This is a genomic window from Pseudomonas juntendi (assembly GCF_009932375.1).
GTDB classification, from domain to species: domain Bacteria; phylum Pseudomonadota; class Gammaproteobacteria; order Pseudomonadales; family Pseudomonadaceae; genus Aquipseudomonas; species Aquipseudomonas juntendi.
Genome location: NZ_BLJG01000085.1, coordinates 1 through 17,357, shown reverse-complemented (window position 1 = coordinate 17,357; position 17,357 = coordinate 1). Strand labels below are relative to the sequence as shown.

The 17,357-nt window shown below is 64.1% G+C and carries 15 protein-coding genes; 5 read left to right on the top strand and 10 right to left on the bottom strand.

All coding sequences use genetic code 11. The features are described from left to right. Positions 1–10: 10 nt before the first annotated feature. From GYA94_RS12210 to mreB, 6 genes are all read right to left on the bottom strand, one after another. Entirely contained in the window at positions 11–3,832 is a 3,822-nt protein-coding gene (locus tag GYA94_RS12210) for a YhdP family protein (RefSeq protein ID WP_161892390.1), read from the bottom strand. An 88-nt stretch (positions 3,833–3,920) separates the two neighbouring features. Beyond that, positions 3,921–5,378 carry a ribonuclease G gene (rng, locus tag GYA94_RS12205; RefSeq protein ID WP_009683058.1) on the bottom strand — a complete coding sequence of 486 codons (1,458 nt, stop codon included), beginning with the start codon at positions 5,376–5,378 and terminating at the stop codon, positions 3,921–3,923. A gap of 54 nt (positions 5,379–5,432) precedes the next feature. Next, positions 5,433–6,071 carry a Maf family protein gene (locus GYA94_RS12200; protein ID WP_161892389.1) on the bottom strand — a complete coding sequence of 213 codons (639 nt, stop codon included), beginning with the start codon at positions 6,069–6,071 and terminating at the stop codon, positions 5,433–5,435. A gap of 32 nt (positions 6,072–6,103) precedes the next feature. Then, positions 6,104–6,592 carry a rod shape-determining protein MreD gene (gene mreD / locus GYA94_RS12195; RefSeq protein ID WP_029885529.1) on the bottom strand — a complete coding sequence of 163 codons (489 nt, stop codon included), beginning with the start codon at positions 6,590–6,592 and terminating at the stop codon, positions 6,104–6,106. Further along, positions 6,592–7,617, bottom strand: coding sequence for a rod shape-determining protein MreC (gene mreC, locus GYA94_RS12190; RefSeq protein ID WP_154211449.1), 1,026 nt, complete (start codon positions 7,615–7,617; stop codon positions 6,592–6,594). The genes mreD and mreC overlap by 1 nt, the downstream gene beginning before the upstream one ends. A 195-nt stretch (positions 7,618–7,812) precedes the next feature. Next, on the bottom strand, positions 7,813–8,850 hold the full coding sequence (gene mreB / locus GYA94_RS12185; protein ID WP_003255163.1) for a rod shape-determining protein MreB: 1,038 nt from the start codon (positions 8,848–8,850) through the stop codon (positions 7,813–7,815). 205 nt (positions 8,851–9,055) lie between these two features. On the opposite strand from mreB, the gene gatC reads away from it, so the two are divergent. From gatC to GYA94_RS12160, 5 genes are all read left to right on the top strand, one after another. Next, positions 9,056–9,343, top strand: a complete 288-nt coding sequence (gene gatC, locus GYA94_RS12180; protein WP_003255165.1) for an Asp-tRNA(Asn)/Glu-tRNA(Gln) amidotransferase subunit GatC — start codon at positions 9,056–9,058, stop codon at positions 9,341–9,343. 15 nt (positions 9,344–9,358) lie between these two features. Continuing rightward, positions 9,359–10,810, top strand: a complete 1,452-nt coding sequence (gatA, locus tag GYA94_RS12175; RefSeq protein WP_054890020.1) for an Asp-tRNA(Asn)/Glu-tRNA(Gln) amidotransferase subunit GatA — start codon at positions 9,359–9,361, stop codon at positions 10,808–10,810. Positions 10,811–10,821: 11 nt separating this feature from the next. Then, a complete protein-coding gene (gatB, locus tag GYA94_RS12170) occupies positions 10,822–12,267 on the top strand; it encodes an Asp-tRNA(Asn)/Glu-tRNA(Gln) amidotransferase subunit GatB (protein ID WP_009685165.1) in 1,446 nt (481 codons plus the stop codon). Positions 12,268–12,377: 110 nt separating this feature from the next. Next, on the top strand, positions 12,378–12,752 hold the full coding sequence (locus GYA94_RS12165) for a septal ring lytic transglycosylase RlpA family protein (RefSeq protein ID WP_054881438.1): 375 nt from the start codon (positions 12,378–12,380) through the stop codon (positions 12,750–12,752). A 60-nt stretch (positions 12,753–12,812) separates the two neighbouring features. Continuing rightward, positions 12,813–13,856: a calcium/sodium antiporter gene (locus tag GYA94_RS12160; RefSeq protein ID WP_161892396.1), complete on the top strand. Its 1,044-nt coding sequence runs from the start codon at positions 12,813–12,815 to the stop codon at positions 13,854–13,856. 77 nt (positions 13,857–13,933) lie between these two features. Here the strand turns inward: GYA94_RS12160 and GYA94_RS12155 are convergent, their stop codons facing one another. From GYA94_RS12155 to GYA94_RS12140, 4 genes are all read right to left on the bottom strand, one after another. Continuing rightward, positions 13,934–15,295 (bottom strand): amino acid permease, encoded by a 1,362-nt coding sequence (locus GYA94_RS12155; protein ID WP_009685162.1) that lies wholly within the window; start codon positions 15,293–15,295, stop codon positions 13,934–13,936. Between the two features lie 56 nt (positions 15,296–15,351). Further along, positions 15,352–16,293 (bottom strand): AEC family transporter, encoded by a 942-nt coding sequence (locus GYA94_RS12150; protein ID WP_161892388.1) that lies wholly within the window; start codon positions 16,291–16,293, stop codon positions 15,352–15,354. A gap of 152 nt (positions 16,294–16,445) precedes the next feature. After that, positions 16,446–17,006 carry a response regulator transcription factor gene (locus GYA94_RS12145; protein WP_110679317.1) on the bottom strand — a complete coding sequence of 187 codons (561 nt, stop codon included), beginning with the start codon at positions 17,004–17,006 and terminating at the stop codon, positions 16,446–16,448. Next, on the bottom strand, positions 17,006–17,357 hold a 352-nt coding region (locus tag GYA94_RS12140), incomplete at its 5' end, for an ATP-binding protein (protein WP_161892387.1). The genes GYA94_RS12140 and GYA94_RS12145, both read right to left, overlap by 1 nt.

Here is a 17,357-nt window from a genome sequence, read left to right as displayed (position 1 = left end):
ACTCCTGGCACTATTTCTCGAAGGGTTTCACAAAGGTGATTCTAGGCTCTTTCCACGGCCCTTCGACACGGTAATGCACGCTGGCAAAACGCGAGACGCGGTCGCCGATCAGCCGGTCGACCAGGAACAACGCCCCGCCCACGGCTGGCGCTCCCACGATCAACGCGGCCAGCGGCAGGTTGTTGGTCACCGGCAGGCTCACCTGCAGGTTGGCATTGACCTGGTCACGTACCAGGTCCAATGTGCCCTCCAGCTCGAAGCTGCTCGACGGGCCGGTCATGGTGATCGGTTCGCGGGTCACGTACACGCCATTGCTGGCCGCCAGCAGGCCTTTGACCCGGTCATAGGCCAGGCCTTTGTCGAACAGGTCGGAGAAGTCCAACCGCAGGCGTCGGCCAATCGAATTGAAGTTGAGCAGGCCAAAGACCCGCAACGCCTGGGCACTGCCATCGACCTCGACGAACTGGCCAGACCGCAACGCCGCGTCCATGCTGCCCGAGAAGCGCGTCAGGCTGACGGCAGCCGGCGAGCCTGGCCAGCGGCCGTCCACGTCCAGGCGGAAGTCGCGGCTGGTGACGGTCGGGGCAAAGCCCCAGGCCTTGAGCACGTCGCCCAGGTTCTTGCCTTGCAGGCGGCCTTTGTACCAGCTGCTGGTCTTGCCCGTTTCGCCTTCCCAGCCACCACCACCGCCAATGCGCAGGCCCTTGAAGTCAAGAGCGATATCGCTGGCGGCCACCCCGCGTGCAGTAGGCCGCAGCTTGATCGAGGCGCTGCCGAACAGGTCGTCACCGCGGTACAGCTTGTCGATGCTCAGGTCCAGCGCCGGGACTTTGCGTGGGTCGAAGGTGGCAAGCGGGTCCGGCCCATCTTCGGCGCGCTCCTGGGCTTGTTTTTCCGCAGGGCTGGGCGCTGGAAGCCGCAGCGTCTGCAGGCGCACGACCATCGGCGCACCCTTGGCATCCGGCACGCGGGCATCGCCGATGACTTCCTGGCTGTCGAGGCGCAGGTCCCAGGCGGGGCCGCCTCGGCTCAACCGTACCAGGGCCTGGTTCAGCTCGGTGCCAAACGCCTTGAGCTGGCCAATGCTCAGGTCCACGCTTTGCAGCATCTGCCGCGCACTGCCACCTGGGTCGTCTCCGCCCAGCCGTGAGGCCTGCTCTTGCCAAGGGGCCAGGTCCAGCGTTTCCAGGCGCCCACGCACGCGCAGGCCCTGTGCAGCAGGCAATTGGGCGTCACCGGTGCCCAGCAACAACTCGCCCCGGCCTTGGCCGAGCTTGTCGGCCGGCGCGGCGTAGGCAGCACGGGCAAGGTCACCGTAGCCGGCGTCGAAACGCCGCTCCGGGCCCTGTAGCGTCATGCTGAAGCGGCTGTCGCGGGTTTCCGCGGCCGCCTTGCCGAATGGCGCTGGCAAGTCGACCGCCAGCCCCTTGAGGCTGGAGTTGACGCTCAAACGATTGTCCCGGCTGCCCAGGCTCAGTTGCAACTGGTAAGGCAGGTCGCCGGAAGCCGGCAGGGCTTGCTTGAACTGCAGCCAGTCGGTCAACGCCTTGAGCGCTACCTGGCCATTGGCATCGATGCGGGTCTGCATCTGCCCGGGTTGGCCCTCGGCCGTTATCTGCGCCGTGACGGGCTTGCCGAAGGCCTGCAGGCTGATGCCCTTGCCGCTGAGGCCTTTGTCGAAATCGAAGCTGAAGTCACCTTTCAAGCGGCTCAGCTCAAGGGTGGGCGGGGCGACCTTCAGGCGCGCGTCATGGGTGGCGAAGTCTACCTGCACTTTGGGCCGCTGCCCGTGAGCCAGCGGGATATCGAGCTTGAGCTTACCCTTCAGCGGCCCTTCACCCTCCCAATCGGCGAAGATCTCACCGGTGCCGATAGGCGCTTGCTTGAGGATCTTCAGGCCATCACCCAGGCTGCCATCGAAATTGCCCGTCAGGAACAGGTGGCTCTGCTGGCCCTCGTCGACATGCGGGATGTCGACGTCGACGTCACTGACCTGGGTGTCCAGCAGCACCCCCCGCCGGGCCTTGACCCGCACGCCGCTGTCCTCGATGAAGACGTCGCCATCCACATGCTGGACTTGCGGCCAGCCCGGCTGGAAGTCCAGTGCGGCGTCATGCACCTTGAAGAACAGGCTGATACTGCGTGCCTCTGGCGCCGCGCCATGGTTCAGCGAGCCCTGGTACTGGAAATAGCCTTCGTCCACCGCGCCCTTGACGATGGCGCTGCGCAGCCACTCGTCGAGGGCCGGGCTGAGCACTTCGGGCAGATACTTGGCGGTATACCGGCCATCGCCGTCGGTCAGGCCGACGCGCAGGTCCATGTAGTCCTCGCGGCCTTCCTCGAACAGCAGGCGAATCAGGAAATCGCCGGCAATCTTGCCTTCTTCGCCCAGCACCTTCAGGTAGGGCGCGACAAGGGTGAAGCCCTGCTTGTCCAGCACCCAGGTCAAGCGCGCGTTGGCCTTCTGGTAGTGCCAGGGTTTGGCGAAGATCGGGTACAAGTGCAGCATGAAGGCTTCAGTGTCCAGGCGCAGCTCGCCGTGGCCCAGGTCGCCACTGATACTGCCGCTGACGTTACCCGCAGCCGGGGCACTGTGATAAGCATTGAAACCGACCTTGTCCAGGTTGGCCTCGAACTGCAGGCGCTGGTCGCCTTCGGCCTTGGGCCGGGCCTGCAGCCGCACGTTGCGCAGACCACCGGTCACCTTCAGGCCAGTGACCGCCGCCATGGCCGCGTCGGGTAGCGGTGCCAGGGCCTCGATCAGCGGGGTCAGGGGCGTGAGGTCGAGCCGATCGGCCTGCACCTGCCAGCTCTCATCGGCCGACTGCTCACCGGGGCGCTGCTGCACCTGCAGGTGCGTCTCCCAACGGCTTTTACCGAGGTCCATGGCCAGCGAGTCGACCACAACGTCGAAGCCCTGGTCCCGGCGCTGGAACCAGGCGCCCATGGCCAGGTTGCTCAACATGGCGGCCTTGCGCCCGCTGTAGGCGCCTTTGAGCTCAGGGGCATTGAGCCGCACCACGGCCTTCTGCAACTGCCCCTTGCCCCAATCGACCCAGAACTCGCCGCCTGCACGCAGTGCGTCGGCATGCCATTGGCCCAGCAGGCTGGGCGGCAACCACTGCGACCAGTCGCTTTGCGGCAGGCTCAGGTAGGCCTCGACCTGGCCGTCACGCCAAGCCTCGGCAGAAACACGACTGCGCAGGTTCATCGCCAGGGGCTGGCCATCGGGCAGCGTCGCCCGCAGGTCCAGGGCCTGCCGCGAGGGGCCGGCCTGCAAGCCGGCACTCACATACGTCAGGGTCAGCGGGTCACGCTGCCACGGGTGCAAGGTGACCTGGCTGTCGAACACATCGACGCGGCCCAGTTGGCGCAGGCGCTGCAGCAACTCGGCAGGGTTCAGCGGCGTATCGTCCTGCTGCGGCAGGCCCTCGAGGTTCCAGGCGCCCTGCCCGTTCTCGCGCACGATCAATTGCAGGCCACCGAGCTGGATACGCGACAGGCGTACCTCACGCGCCAGCAGGCTGGCCCATACATCAGGCACGACCATGACCTCATCCAGGCGCAACGCCTTGGCACCTTCGCCCAGTTGCAGGTCGCGCACCCGCAATACCGGCGCCAGGCCGCTCCAGCGCCCCTCCAGGGCGCCCACATGTACCGGCATGCCAAGCGCTTGCTCGGCCTTGCTCTGCACGTCGGCACGGTACTCGGCTACCAGGGGTATCAATGCACGGCCGAGGCTGACATACAGCGCCACCAATATCGCCAACAAGGCGCATATGCCCAGCCCCCAGCGGGTCAAGGCAACAAGAACGCGGGTCAGACGTCCCATGGCCGTGGCCCTCCAAGTCGTTTATCCATGATGGCCCGTCGCACGGGTTTCGCCAGCGCGACGAGGCAGCGACGTGTTGCTGAGGGCCTCAGAGCAGCACCACGTCGTATTGTTCCTGCGAATACATCGACTCGACCTGGAAGCGAATGGTTCTACCGATGAAGGCTTCCAGTTCGGCAACGTTGCCCGACTCTTCGTCCAGCAGGCGGTCAACCACCTTCTGGTTGGCCAGCACACGGTAGCCTTCGGCCTGGTAAGCACGGGCCTCACGCAGGATCTCGCGGAAAATTTCGTAACAGATGGTCTCGGGGGTTTTCAGCTTGCCACGCCCCTGGCAAGCCAGGCAGGGCTCGCACAGCACCTGCTCCAGGCTTTCGCGCGTGCGCTTGCGGGTCATCTGCACCAGGCCCAGCTCAGTGATGCCGATGATGTTGGTCTTGGCATGGTCGCGTTCCAGCTGTTTTTCCAGGGTGCGCAGAACCTGGCGCTGGTGCTCTTCATCTTCCATGTCGATGAAGTCGATGATGATGATGCCGCCGATGTTGCGCAGGCGCAGCTGCCGGGCGATGGCGGTAGCGGCCTCGAGGTTGGTCTTGAAGATGGTTTCTTCAAGGTTGCGATGCCCGACGAAAGCCCCGGTGTTGACGTCGATGGTGGTCATCGCCTCGGCCGGGTCCACCACCAGATAGCCACCCGACTTGAGCGGCACCTTGCGCTCCAGCGCACGCTGTATTTCGTCCTCGACGCCGTACAGATCGAAGATCGGCCGCTCGCCAGGGTAGTGCTCGAGGCGGTCGGCGATTTCCGGCATGAGTTCGCTCACGAACTGCATGGTTTTCTGGAAGGTTTCCCGCGAGTCGATGCGGATCTTCTCGATCTTCGGGTTGACCAGGTCCCGCAGGGTTCGCAGGGCCAGGCCCAGGTCTTCGTAGATGACCGTCGGTGCACCGCAGGTCTTGATCTGGCTGCCGATTTGCTCCCACAGGCGGCGCAGGTAGCGGATGTCCTGCAGGATTTCCTCGGCCCGTGCGCCTTCGGCGGCAGTGCGCAGGATGAACCCGCCGGCATCCTTGATGTTCTCGCTCTCCATGCAGTTGCTGACCACCTGCTTGAGGCGCTCACGCTCGGCTTCATCTTCGATCTTCAGGGAAATGCCAACGTGGCTGCTGCGCGGCATGTACACCAGATAACGCGAAGGGATCGACAACTGCGTGGTCAGGCGCGCGCCTTTGGTGCCAATCGGGTCCTTGGTCACTTGTACCACCAGCGCCTGGCCCTCGTGCACCAGCGCCGTGATGTTCTCGACCGCCGAGCCTTCGCGCTGGGAAATTTCCGAAGCATGGATGAACGCCGCGCGTTCCAGGCCAATGTCGACGAAGGCGGCCTGCATGCCTGGCAGCACACGCACCACCTTGCCCTTGTAGATATTGCCGACGATGCCACGGCGCTGAGTGCGCTCGACGTGCACTTCCTGCAGCACCCCGTTTTCCACCACCGCCACGCGTGACTCCATCGGGGTGATGTTGATCAGGATCTCTTCACTCATGGCAGGCTCTCGTCAAAAGTTTCTTGTAATGATGGATGGCGAAGGCAGAGCTGGCTACCGCGGGTTTGTTACCTCTGTTGCAGGCACGAGCGGCTGCCAGCAGGCAATGCCAAACTGGCCGAGCAATTCTGCGGTTTCACACAGCGGCAAACCGACCACTGCCGAATAGCTGCCGGCCAGGCCGGTGACGAACACCGCACCCAGGCCCTGGATGGCATAACCGCCTGCCTTGTCCGCCGGCTCGCCGCTGGCCCAGTAACGTTGCGCTTCGTCGGCACCGATCGGGCGAAAATGCACGCTGCTGGCCACGCACAGGCTGCGCACGCGCAGGCCATCGGTCAAAGCGACGGCGGTCAGCACCTGGTGCTCGCGGCCAGCCAGATCAGCCAGCATGGCCAAGGCATCGTCGCGGCTTTGCGGTTTACCCAGAATACGCCCCTCGAGCACCACTGCCGTGTCTGCACCAAGCACCACAGCACGGCGCTCGGGGGCCGTGGCGTTGTCGGGGTGGGCGAGGCAGGCCAGGCCGGCGGCAGCCTTGGCCCGGGCCAGACGCTCGACGTAAGCCTGGGCGCTTTCATCGGCCAGCGGGGTTTCGTCGATGGGGGCGCTGATGACGCTGAACGGCACGCCGATCTGGGTCAGCAATTCACGGCGGCGAGGCGAGCCGGAGGCCAGGTAAAGCGGGTTCATGCAGACATCTCCCTGTCAGCGGCGCATCGCCGTCAGTTGATACGCAAGCGGCGACGCAGGTCGCGCAGGGCGAAACTGATCCACGGCCAGAGCAAGGCGCTGATCACCGCCGACCAGACCAATGCCAGGGTGGGCAGACGGTTGCCGGTCAGGGCGCTAAGCCACAGCTGGATCAGCTGGGCAATGCCGAAGATCACCAGAATGACCAGGCTTTGCTGCCACATGGGGAACATGCGCAGGCGCTGCTGCAAGGACAGCACCAGGAAGGTGATCAGGGTAAGGATTAGTGCGTTCTGCCCCAGCAAGGTGCCGTACAGCACATCCTCGGCCAGGCCCAGCACGAACGCTGTGGTCATGCCCACCTTGTGCGGCATGGCCAGGGTCCAGAACGAAACCAGCAAGGCCAGCCACATAGGCCGGAACACTTCCATGAACTGCGGCATGGGCGAGACGCTGAGCAGCAGGCCGATGGCGAAAGTCAGCCAGATCACCCAGCCGTTGTTGCGGCGCGATGCAGCCATCATTGTCTCCGGGTGTGGGCGGGGGCAGCCGGCGCTGCCGCCGGGGCAGCACTTGGGGCCGCAGGCTGCGCGGCCGGGGCCGTTGGCGTGGCCGGGCTGGCCGGCGCTGCAGGGGTACCCGTGGCCGGTGCGGCCTGCTCGCCGGTTGTGGCTGGCTGGCCGGCGGGCGCGGTGCCCTTGCGGTCGGCTTCTTCCTGGGCCATGGCAGCATCGGTGGCACGCTGCTCTGGGGTGCGCCGGTCACTGAACACCAGCAGCATGTAGCGGCTGCGGTTGAGCGCGGCGGTGGGGATGGCACGCACGATAGCGAACGGCTGGCCGGAGTCGTGGATCACTTCATTGACGGTGGCCACCGGGTAGCCGGCCGGGAAGCGCTGGCCCATGCCGGAACTGACCAGCAGGTCGCCTTCCTTGATGTCGGCGGTATCGGCCACATGGCGCAATTCCAGGCGCTCGGGGTTACCGGTACCGCTGGCGATCGCGCGCAAGCCATTGCGGTTGACCTGCACCGGAATGCTGTGGGTGGTGTCGGTCAGCAGCAGAACCCGCGAGGTATAGGGCATCAACTCGACCACCTGCCCCATCAGGCCCCGGGCATCGAGCACCGGCTGGCCAAGGAACACGCCGTCACGCTCGCCCTTGTTGATCAGGATACGGTGCGTGAAGGGGTTGGGGTCGACCCCGATCAGCTCGGCCACTTCGACCTTTTCGTTGACCAGCGCCGAGGAGTTGAGCAGTTCGCGCAGGCGCACGTTCTGCTCAGTCAGGGCCGCCAGCTTCTGCAGGCGCCCCTGCAGCAGCAGGGCCTCGGTCTTGAGCTTCTCGTTTTCGGCAATCAGTTCGGTGCGGCTACCGAACTGGCCCGCCACGCCCTGCCAGGCACGCTGCGGCAAGTCGGTGATCCAGTACGACTCCATCAGCACCAGGCCCATCTGGCTGCGCACCGGTTTGAGCACGTCGAAGCGCGCGTCGACAACCATCAACGCGACTGACAGCACCACCAGAACGAGCAGGCGAACGCCCAGCGAAGGGCCCTTGGAGAAAAGCGGTTTAATGGGCCGTTCCTCGTGGACGACTCAGGAGGTCATTGGACATGGGACAACGCACCAGCCTGGTTGCGGGTTGACGGATACGGCGCCCGTGTGGGCGCCAGCCCAGCACATACAGGTAGCACTGTGCGTACTACCTGTAAACCGGGCGCTCATGAACCGCGAGCAGGATCACTCGCTGGAGAGCAGGTCCATCGCGTGCTTGTCCATCATCTCCAGGGCGCGACCACCGCCACGGGCGACACAGGTCAGCGGGTCTTCGGCGACGATCACCGGCAGGCCGGTTTCCTGGGCCAGCAGCTTGTCGAGGTCACGCAGCAGCGCACCACCACCGGTCAACACCAGGCCACGCTCGGCGATGTCGGAGGCCAGCTCGGGCGGCGATTGCTCGAGGGCGCTCTTCACTGCCTGAACGATGGTCGCCAGCGACTCCTGCAGCGCTTCGAGCACTTCGTTGGAGTTCAGGGTGAAGGCACGCGGCACGCCTTCGGCCAGGTTACGGCCACGCACGTCGACTTCGCGCACTTCACCGCCCGGGTAGGCAGTGCCGATTTCCTGCTTGATGCGCTCGGCGGTGGACTCGCCGATCAGGCTGCCGTAGTTGCGGCGCACGTAGGTCACGATGGCTTCGTCGAAGCGGTCACCGCCAACACGCACGGACTCGGCGTAGACCACACCGTTGAGCGAGATCAGGGCGATTTCGGTGGTGCCGCCACCGATATCGACGACCATCGAACCGCGGGCCTCTTCTACCGGCAGGCCGGCACCGATGGCGGCAGCCATTGGCTCTTCGATCAGGAACACTTCCCGGGCGCCGGCACCCAGGGCCGACTCGCGAATGGCGCGGCGCTCTACCTGGGTCGATTTGCACGGTACGCAGATCAGCACGCGCGGGCTTGGCTGCAGGAAGCTGTTCTCGTGAACCTTGTTGATGAAATATTGCAACATTTTTTCGCAAACGCTGAAGTCGGCGATCACGCCGTCCTTCATCGGACGAATGGCTGCAATGTTGCCAGGCGTACGGCCCAGCATGCGTTTGGCTTCGGTACCGACGGCGACGACGCTTTTCTGGTTGCCATGGGTACGGATGGCAACAACCGAGGGCTCATTCAGGACGATACCGCGCTCACGCACGTAAATAAGGGTGTTGGCAGTACCCAGGTCGATGGAAAGATCGCTGGAAAACATGCCACGCAGTTTCTTGAACATGGGAAAGTGACCCTGGGGAAAGCGTGGGTAAAAAAGTGCGGCAAACTCTAACAATGGCAGGGATTTTGGGCAAGGAGCCAATATGTTAAATTGGCTGTTTTTCCGAGCACGCCAGCAGAAATTCGCGGCTGTTAGACCGCCAAAAAGCTGACATGTTCCTCACTGCGGACCTAAATTCCGTTCTTTGTTTCCCTTGGAGATCCCCATGGCGCTTGAACGCTGCGACGTGGAAAAGATCGCCCATCTGGCCCGCTTGGGCCTGAATGATGGCGAACTGCCACGCATTACCGACGCCCTCAACAGCATTCTTGGGCTGGTCGACCAGATGCAAGCTGTCGACACCACTGGCATCGAGCCTCTGGCTCACCCGCTGGAGGCCAGCCAGCGCCTGCGTCCCGACCAGGTCACCGAAAGCAACCAGCGCGACGCCTACCAGGCCATCGCGCCATCGACCGAAAGCGGTCTGTACCTGGTTCCCAAAGTCATCGAGTAAGGGATAGAGCCTGCCATGCACCAATTGACCCTGGCCGAGATCGCCCGCGGACTCGCCGACAAGTCGTTTTCTTCCGAAGAGCTGACCGGCGCGCTGCTGGCGCGCATCAAGCAGCTCGACCCACAGCTCAACAGCTTCATCAGCGTCACCGACGAACTGGCCCTGGGCCAGGCGCGTGCCGCCGACGCCCGTCGCGCCGCTGGCGAGACCGGCGCGCTGCTGGGTGCGCCCATCGCCCACAAGGACCTGTTCTGCACCAACGGCGTGCGCACCAGCTGCGGCTCGAAGATGCTCGACAACTTCAAGGCGCCGTATGACGCCACCGTGGTCGCCAAGCTGGCCGAAGCCGGCATGGTCACCCTGGGCAAGACCAACATGGACGAGTTCGCCATGGGTTCGGCCAACGAATCCAGCCACTACGGCGCGGTGAAGAACCCCTGGAACCTGGAACACGTGCCAGGCGGCTCGTCCGGCGGCTCTGCCGCGGCCGTGGCGGCGCGCCTGCTGCCAGCCACCACCGGCACCGACACCGGCGGGTCGATCCGCCAGCCGGCGGCGCTGACCAACCTCACCGGCCTGAAACCGACGTACGGTCGTGTTTCGCGCTGGGGCATGATCGCCTACGCTTCCAGCCTCGACCAGGGTGGCCCACTGGCGCGCACCGCCGAAGACTGCGCCTTGCTGCTGCAAGGCATGGCCGGCTTCGACGCCAAGGACTCCACCAGCATCGAGGAGCCGGTGCCGGACTACAGCGCCAACCTCGGCGCCTCCTTGCAGGGCCTGCGCATCGGCCTGCCCAAGGAGTACTTCGGTGCAGGCCTGGACCCACGCATTGCCGACCTGGTGCAGGCCAGCGTCAAGGAGCTGGAAAAGCTCGGTGCCGTGGTCAAGGAAATCAGCCTGCCGAACATGCAGCACGCCATTGCCGCGTACTACGTGATCGCACCTGCCGAGGCCTCGTCCAACCTGTCGCGTTTCGACGGTGTGCGCTTCGGCTACCGCTGCGAGGCGCCCAAAGACCTGACCGACCTGTACAAGCGTTCGCGTGGCGAAGGTTTCGGCGTTGAAGTCCAGCGCCGCATCATGGTCGGCACCTACGCCCTGTCGGCCGGCTACTACGACGCGTACTACGTGAAGGCGCAACAGATCCGCCGCCTGATCAAGAACGACTTCATGGCCGCCTTCAACGAGGTTGACCTGATCCTTGGCCCGACCACGCCTAACCCGGCCTGGAAGCTGGGCGCCAAGAGCAGCGACCCGGTCGCCGCCTACCTCGAAGACATCTACACCATCACCGCCAACCTGGCGGGCCTGCCGGGCCTGTCGATGCCCGCGGGCTTCGTCGACGGCCTGCCGGTCGGCGTACAGCTGCTGGCGCCGTACTTCCAGGAAGGCCGGTTGCTCAACGTCGCGCACCGCTACCAGCAAGTGACCGACTGGCACACCCGTGCCCCCAACGGCTTCTGAGGAGTTCACACATGCAATGGGAAGTTGTGATCGGGCTGGAAATCCACACTCAGCTCGCCACCCAGTCGAAGATCTTCTCCGGCAGCGCTACCACCTTCGGCTCCGAGCCGAATACCCAGGCCAGCCTGGTTGACCTGGGCATGCCGGGCGTTTTGCCGGTGCTGAACCAGGAAGCCGTGCGCATGGCCTGCATGTTCGGCCTGGCCATCGATGCCGAGATCGGCAAGCGCAACGTGTTCGCGCGCAAGAACTACTTCTACCCGGACCTGCCCAAGGGCTACCAGATCAGCCAGATGGACCTGCCGATCGTCGGCAAGGGCCACCTGGACATCGCCCTGGAAGACGGCACCATCAAGCGCATCGGGGTCACCCGCGCGCACCTGGAAGAAGACGCAGGCAAAAGCCTGCACGAAGACTTCAGCGGCTCTACCGGCATTGACCTGAACCGCGCCGGCACACCGCTGCTGGAGATCGTGTCCGAGCCTGACATGCGCAGCGCCAAGGAGGCCGTGGCGTACGTCAAGGCGATCCACGCACTGGTGCGCTACCTGGGCATCTGCGACGGCAACATGGCCGAGGGCTCGCTGCGTTGCGACTGCAACGTGTCGATCCGTCCGAAAGGCCAGGCCGAATTCGGTACCCGCTGCGAGATCAAGAACGTCAACTCGTTCCGCTTCATCGAACGTGCCATCAACAGCGAAATCCAACGCCAGATCGACCTGATCGAGGATGGCGGCAAGGTGGTGCAGGAAACCCGCCTGTACGACCCGAACAAAGATGAAACCCGTTCCATGCGCAGCAAAGAGGAAGCCAACGACTACCGTTACTTCCCCGACCCGGACCTGCTGCCGGTCGTTATCGAAGACAGCTACCTCGACAGCATCCGCGCTGCCCTGCCCGAGCTGCCGCCGCAGAAGGTCGAGCGCTTCCAGCGCCAGTATGGCCTGTCGGCCTACGATGCCAACGTGCTGGCCTCCAGCCGCGAACAGGCAGACTATTTCGAAGAAGTGGTGAAAATTGGCGGTGACGCCAAGCTGGCCGCCAACTGGGTCATGGTCGAACTGGGGAGCCTGCTGAACAAGCTGGGCGTGGAGATCGACCAGGCACCGGTCAGCGCTGCGCAACTGGGTGGCATGCTGCTGCGCATCCGCGATAACACCATCAGCGGCAAGATCGCCAAGACCGTGTTCGAAGCCATGGCTGGCGGTGAAGGCGATGCCGACAGCATCATCGAAAGCAAAGGCCTGAAGCAGGTCACCGACACCGGCGCAATCGAGAAGATGCTCGACGAAATGCTGGCCGCCAATGCCGAGCAGGTGGAACAGTACCGCGCGGCCGATGAAGCCAAGCGTGGCAAGATGTTCGGCTTCTTCGTCGGCCAGGCCATGAAAGCCTCCAAAGGCAAGGCCAACCCGGGGCAGGTGAACCAAATGCTCAAGGCCAAGCTCGAAGGGTGATTGTTTTATCCCTGTAGTCCTGCGAGGGCTTCGCCCTCGTTCGCGGGCATGCCCGCTCCCACAGGTACAGCGCCGACCTGTGGGAGCGTCGCACTAGGAGAGCACCTGACTTGCTAAAACGATCCCTCGGCACCCTCGCCCTGTTTTCGTTCCTGGCCGGCTGCGCCAGCCATGACATCGACCCACGCGGTTACGACCAGACCGGCACCGCTTCCTATTACGGCTCGCGCCACCACGGCAAACGCACCGCCAGCGGCGAACCGTTCAACCAGCACGGCCTTACCGCCGCCCACCGCAGCCTGCCGTTTGGCAGCCGCGTTCTGGTGACCAACATGGCCAACCAGCGCAGTGTGGTGGTACGCATCAACGACCGTGGCCCGCATACCCGCGGCCGGCTGATCGACCTGTCACGCGCCGCCGCCGAAAAAATCGGCATGCTGCGTAGCGGCACAGCGCGGGTGCGGGTACAAGGGCTTAGCGACTGACGCGACAGGAGTTCGACCATTTTCGACTTGGCCACCCTTCCCACCTTCAGCCTGCTGCAACTGGGCACAGCCCTGCTGTTGCTGGTAGGCGGCGCCGAACTGCTGGTGCGCGCAGCCCTGCGCCTGGCGCAGCGCCTGCATGTGCGCCCGCTGATCATCGGCCTGAGCCTGGTCGCCTTCGGCAGCACCGCACCACAGTTGACCGTCAGCCTGCAGGCGGCCTACCAGGGCGCGCCGGACGTGGCGGTCGGCAGCGTGGTCGGCAGCAATATCTTCAATGTGCTGGTAGTGCTCGGCCTGGCCGCATTGATCATTCCACTGCGGGTTTCGCGCCAGTTGGTACGCCTGGACATACCGCTGATGATCCTCGCCAGCGGCCTGGTCTACGCACTGTGCGCCAACGGCCAGCTGGGCCGGTTCGAAGGTGGGTTGCTGTTGCTGGGCCTGGCCGGCTACCTGGCCATGCTCTGGCACCAGTCGCGCCATTACGCACGCACCTACCCTGCCCCCGATGCCGCCCAGGCCTGCGCCGGGCGCTTCTGGCCAGCCACCGTGCTGCAGGTGCTGTTCGGCCTGGGCCTGTTGACCCTGGCAGGCCACTTGCTGCTTGAAGCCGCCGTCGAGGTGGCCACCGACCTGGGCCTGTCCGAGCGCGTCATCGGGCTGACCGTGGTCGCTGTGTGCACCTCCCTGCCGGAATTGGCCGCCGCCTTGATTGCGGCCCTGCGGGGCGAGCGGGAGATCGCCGTGGGCACGGTCATTGGCAGCAACCTGTTCAACCTGCTGGCGGTGCTGGGCCTGACCGCACTGGTGACCCCACAGCCGCTGTCGATTTCACCCAATGCACTGTCGTTCGACCTGCCCGTGATGCTCGGCGTTGCCGTACTGAGTATGCCGGTGTTCTATTCCGGCTACCGCATTACCCGCGCCGAAGGGCTGGTTTTCCTGTGCCTGTACCTGGCTTATGGCCTGCACGTCGCGGCCTTCACCATGGGGCTGCCACTGGCCGGCCGCCTTGAGCGGCTGATGCTGTTCTACGTGCTGCCGGTACTGGCCCTGGTGCTGCTGTACACCACCGTGCGCGCCTGGCGGCGGCAGCATTGAGGGGCATGGATAGGCGACGCGCCAGGGCCACCAGGCGGCGAAAGGCTGGCGGCCTGCCCCTCACGCACAAGCCTGACTCAGTACTTCGCCTGGCGAGCCTTCTTCAGCTTGAAGGCCACCCACAGCGCGGCAATCCATGCCGGTATCAGCATCACTGAAATGCGAATCGGCGGGGTCAGGTACATCACCACCAGGATCAACACGATGAATGCCAGGCACAGGTAGTTGGTCAGCGGGTGCCCCAGGCTCTTGTAGAACGGGGTGATGCCCGCGGCCAGCTTGGCTTTGCGGAACTTCAGGTGGGTGATGCTGATGCTCGCCCAGTTGATCACCAGCGCCGATACCGCCAGGGCCATCAACAAGCCAAAGGCCTCACCCGGCATCAGGTAATTGATCACTACGCACAAGCCGGTGGCGAACGCCGATACCCCCAGTGCGGTCAGGGGCACGCCGCTGCGGCTGACCTTCAGCAACTGGCGCGGCGCATCGCCCTGGCTGGCCAGGCCGAACAGCATGCGGCTGTTGGCATACACGCAGCTGTTGTACACCGACAGCGCCGCGGTAAGCACCACAATGTTGAGAATGGTGGCCACCAGGTCGCTGTCCAGTTCGTGGAAGATCATCACGAACGGGCTACCGCCTTGCACCACCTTCTGCCACGGGTACAACGACAGCAGCACGGCCAGCGCGCCGATGTAGAAAATGAGGATACGGTACACCACCTGGTTGGTGGCCTTGGGAATGCTCTGGCGCGGGTTGTCGGCCTCGGCAGCGGTAATGCCCACCAGCTCCAGGCCGCCGAACGAGAACATGATCACCGCCAACGCCATCACCAGGCCGCTGACGCCATTGGGGAAGAACCCGCCGTACTGCCACAGGTTGGCTACGCTGGCATCGGCGCCGCCCTGCCCGCTGCTCAGCAACCAGGCACCGAAGCCGATCATGCTGACAATGGCCACCACCTTGACCAAGGCGAACCAGAACTCCATTTCGCCATAGACCTTTACCTGGGTAAGGTTGATCAGGTTGATCACCACGAAAAAGATCGCCGCAGTGGCCCAGGTCGGGAATTCCGGCCACCAGTACTGCACGTAGATACCAACAGCCGTGAGCTCGGCCATGCCGACCAGCACGTACACCACCCAGTAGTTCCAGCCCGAGACGAAACCGGCGAACTCGCTCCAGTACTGGTGGGCAAAATGGCTGAAGCTACCGGCAACCGGCTCTTCCACCACCATTTCACCCAGCTGGCGCATGATCAGGAAGGCCATCAGGCCGGCGATGGCGTAACCCAGCAGTACCGATGGGCCAGCCAGCTGGATGGTCTGGGCGATGCCCAGGAACAGCCCGGTACCGATGGCCCCACCCAGCGCAATCAGCTGGATGTGGCGATTCTTCAGCCCGCGCTGTAACCGCTCGGGCGTGCTCTGGTCTTGCATGAAGTGTCCTTTAGCTCAGTGAGGCAGTGTTGTTGCTGTTGTTTGCAGTCAAGGATCTAGATCCATCCGCCCCACTGCAAGATGAAAATACCAATGTTGGTGGTGATTGCTGCCATCAACGTGGTGATCACGATGATCGACGCCGCCAATTGGTGGTTGCCGTTGGCCGCGCGCGCCATCACGTAGCTGGCGGCCGCCGTCGGGCTACCGATGTACAGGAACAGGATGCCCAGCTCGGCACCGCGAAAACCACACAGCCAGGCACCCAGGGTGCCGAGCAGCGGTAACCACACCATCTTCACCAGGCTGGCATCGATGGCCAGGCGGCCGCTGTCGCGCAGAGCCGCCAGCGACAGGGTGCCGCCGATACAGATAAGCGCCAGTGGCAGGGTCATCTGCGCCAGGTAGTCGCTTGAAGTGAGCAGCCAGTTGGGCAGCGGCACCTGGCCGTAGGCCATCGGGGTGGCCACCAATACGCTGATGATCAGCGGGTTGCTGAAAATGCTCTTGCAGATGCTCCAGGGGTCGGACTTGAGGTCCGGGCTGTACACCGCCAGCACCACCGCGGACAGCGAGTTGTACATGAGGATGACCACGCCGGCGAGTACCGCCCCCAGGGAAATACCATAGTCCCCGTACAGGCTGGCGGCCAAGGCCAGGCCAATGACGCCGTTGTTGCCGCGAAAGGCGCCTTGGGCATAGATACCGCGATCGGCCATGGGGCTGCGCCAGATAGCCATGCCCCAGGCAAGGGCGAAGCCGATCAGGGTCGCTGCGATGAAGTACAGGATGACCCCGGGCTGGACCGCCGTAGCCAGGTCAGCGTGGTAGATGCCCAGGAACAGCAGGGCCGGCATGCACACGTTGAACACCAGCTGCGAAGCGACCTGGTTAAAGTTGTCGTCGATCAGGCGAATGCGTTTGAGCAGCACGCCCATGAACAGCATGGCGAAAACCGGTGCCGTGATATTCAGCGTCTGGATGAGAAGGGCGAGCATGCGCTAGCGATCCTGGAGGGGTTGCCGTCAGGTGGCAATGATACGCCAACAGCCGGGATTTGCGGGGATCGCGGGGTGTTACAGATGAATTTCTGTCCACACCGGCCCTATCGCCAGCTTGCCAGCGATGAGGCCGGTACAGGCAATATGAATCAGCGCCGAACCGGACGCTTCTGCAGTTTGCGCTGCAAGGTCCGCCGGTGCATGCCCAGCGCCCGTGCGGTGGCCGAAATATTGCCATCGTGCTCGGTCAGCACACGCTGGATATGCTCCCACTGCAGGCGGTCGACCGACATCGGGTTTTCCGGCACCAACGCGTCCAGGTCGGTGTGCTCCGACAGCAACGCCGCCAGCACGTCGTCGGCATCAGCCGGTTTGCACAGGTAGTTGCAGGCGCCGCGCTTGACCGCCTCCACCGCTGTGGCAATGCTCGAATAACCGGTCAGGATCACCACGCGCATTTCCGGGTCCAGCTCCAGCAGCTTGGGCAGCAGCACCAGGCCGGAGTCGCCGTCCATCTTCAAGTCCAGCGTGGCGTAGTCCGGCAGGTCCTGCTGGGCCAGGATCAAGCCCTCTTCGGCGGAACCGGCAATGCTCACGCGGAACCCGCGACGGCCCATGGCGCGCGCCATGACCCGGGTGAAGGTGGCATCGTCATCCACCAGCAGCAGGTGCGGCAGCTCTTCGCTCTCGACCTGGTTTTCATCGCTCATCATTCATCTCCTCGCTTGCCATAGGGCAGGCGCAGTTCGGTCAGGGTGCCACCCTGCTCATGACTATAAAGTTTTACCGAACCGCCCGCACGGGTCACGCTGGCCTTGCTCAAGAACAGGCCCAGGCCGAAACCTTTGCCCTTGGTGGTAATGAAGGGTTTGCCGATGGCTTCGGCAATGGCCGGCGGCACGCCAGGGCCATGGTCGCGGATGCTGATCACGATATCCTGAGCGTCCCAGTCAAGGCGCACTTCAAGGTCATCGGGGCAGGCATCGGCCGCATTGTTCAACAGATTCAGCAGCGCCTGGGTCAGGTCCGGTGGCGGGGTCAGGCGCGGCTGGCCGTCTCGC

What these genes read in the sequence shown, in the direction of transcription:
- GYA94_RS12210 (WP_161892390.1), bottom strand. Translation starts at nt 3,832, where the DNA reads ATGGGACGTCTGACCCGCGTTCTTGTTGCCTTGACCCGCTGGGGGCTG.
- rng (WP_009683058.1), bottom strand. Translation starts at nt 5,378, where the DNA reads ATGAGTGAAGAGATCCTGATCAACATCACCCCGATGGAGTCACGCGTG.
- GYA94_RS12200 (WP_161892389.1), bottom strand. Translation starts at nt 6,071, where the DNA reads ATGAACCCGCTTTACCTGGCCTCCGGCTCGCCTCGCCGCCGTGAATTG.
- mreD (WP_029885529.1), bottom strand. Translation starts at nt 6,592, where the DNA reads ATGGCTGCATCGCGCCGCAACAACGGCTGGGTGATCTGGCTGACTTTC.
- mreB (WP_003255163.1), bottom strand. Translation starts at nt 8,850, where the DNA reads ATGTTCAAGAAACTGCGTGGCATGTTTTCCAGCGATCTTTCCATCGAC.
- gatC (WP_003255165.1), top strand. Translation starts at nt 9,056, where the DNA reads ATGGCGCTTGAACGCTGCGACGTGGAAAAGATCGCCCATCTGGCCCGC.
- gatA (WP_054890020.1), top strand. Translation starts at nt 9,359, where the DNA reads ATGCACCAATTGACCCTGGCCGAGATCGCCCGCGGACTCGCCGACAAG.
- gatB (WP_009685165.1), top strand. Translation starts at nt 10,822, where the DNA reads ATGCAATGGGAAGTTGTGATCGGGCTGGAAATCCACACTCAGCTCGCC.
- GYA94_RS12155 (WP_009685162.1), bottom strand. Translation starts at nt 15,295, where the DNA reads ATGCAAGACCAGAGCACGCCCGAGCGGTTACAGCGCGGGCTGAAGAAT.
- GYA94_RS12150 (WP_161892388.1), bottom strand. Translation starts at nt 16,293, where the DNA reads ATGCTCGCCCTTCTCATCCAGACGCTGAATATCACGGCACCGGTTTTC.
- GYA94_RS12145 (WP_110679317.1), bottom strand. Translation starts at nt 17,006, where the DNA reads ATGAGCGATGAAAACCAGGTCGAGAGCGAAGAGCTGCCGCACCTGCTG.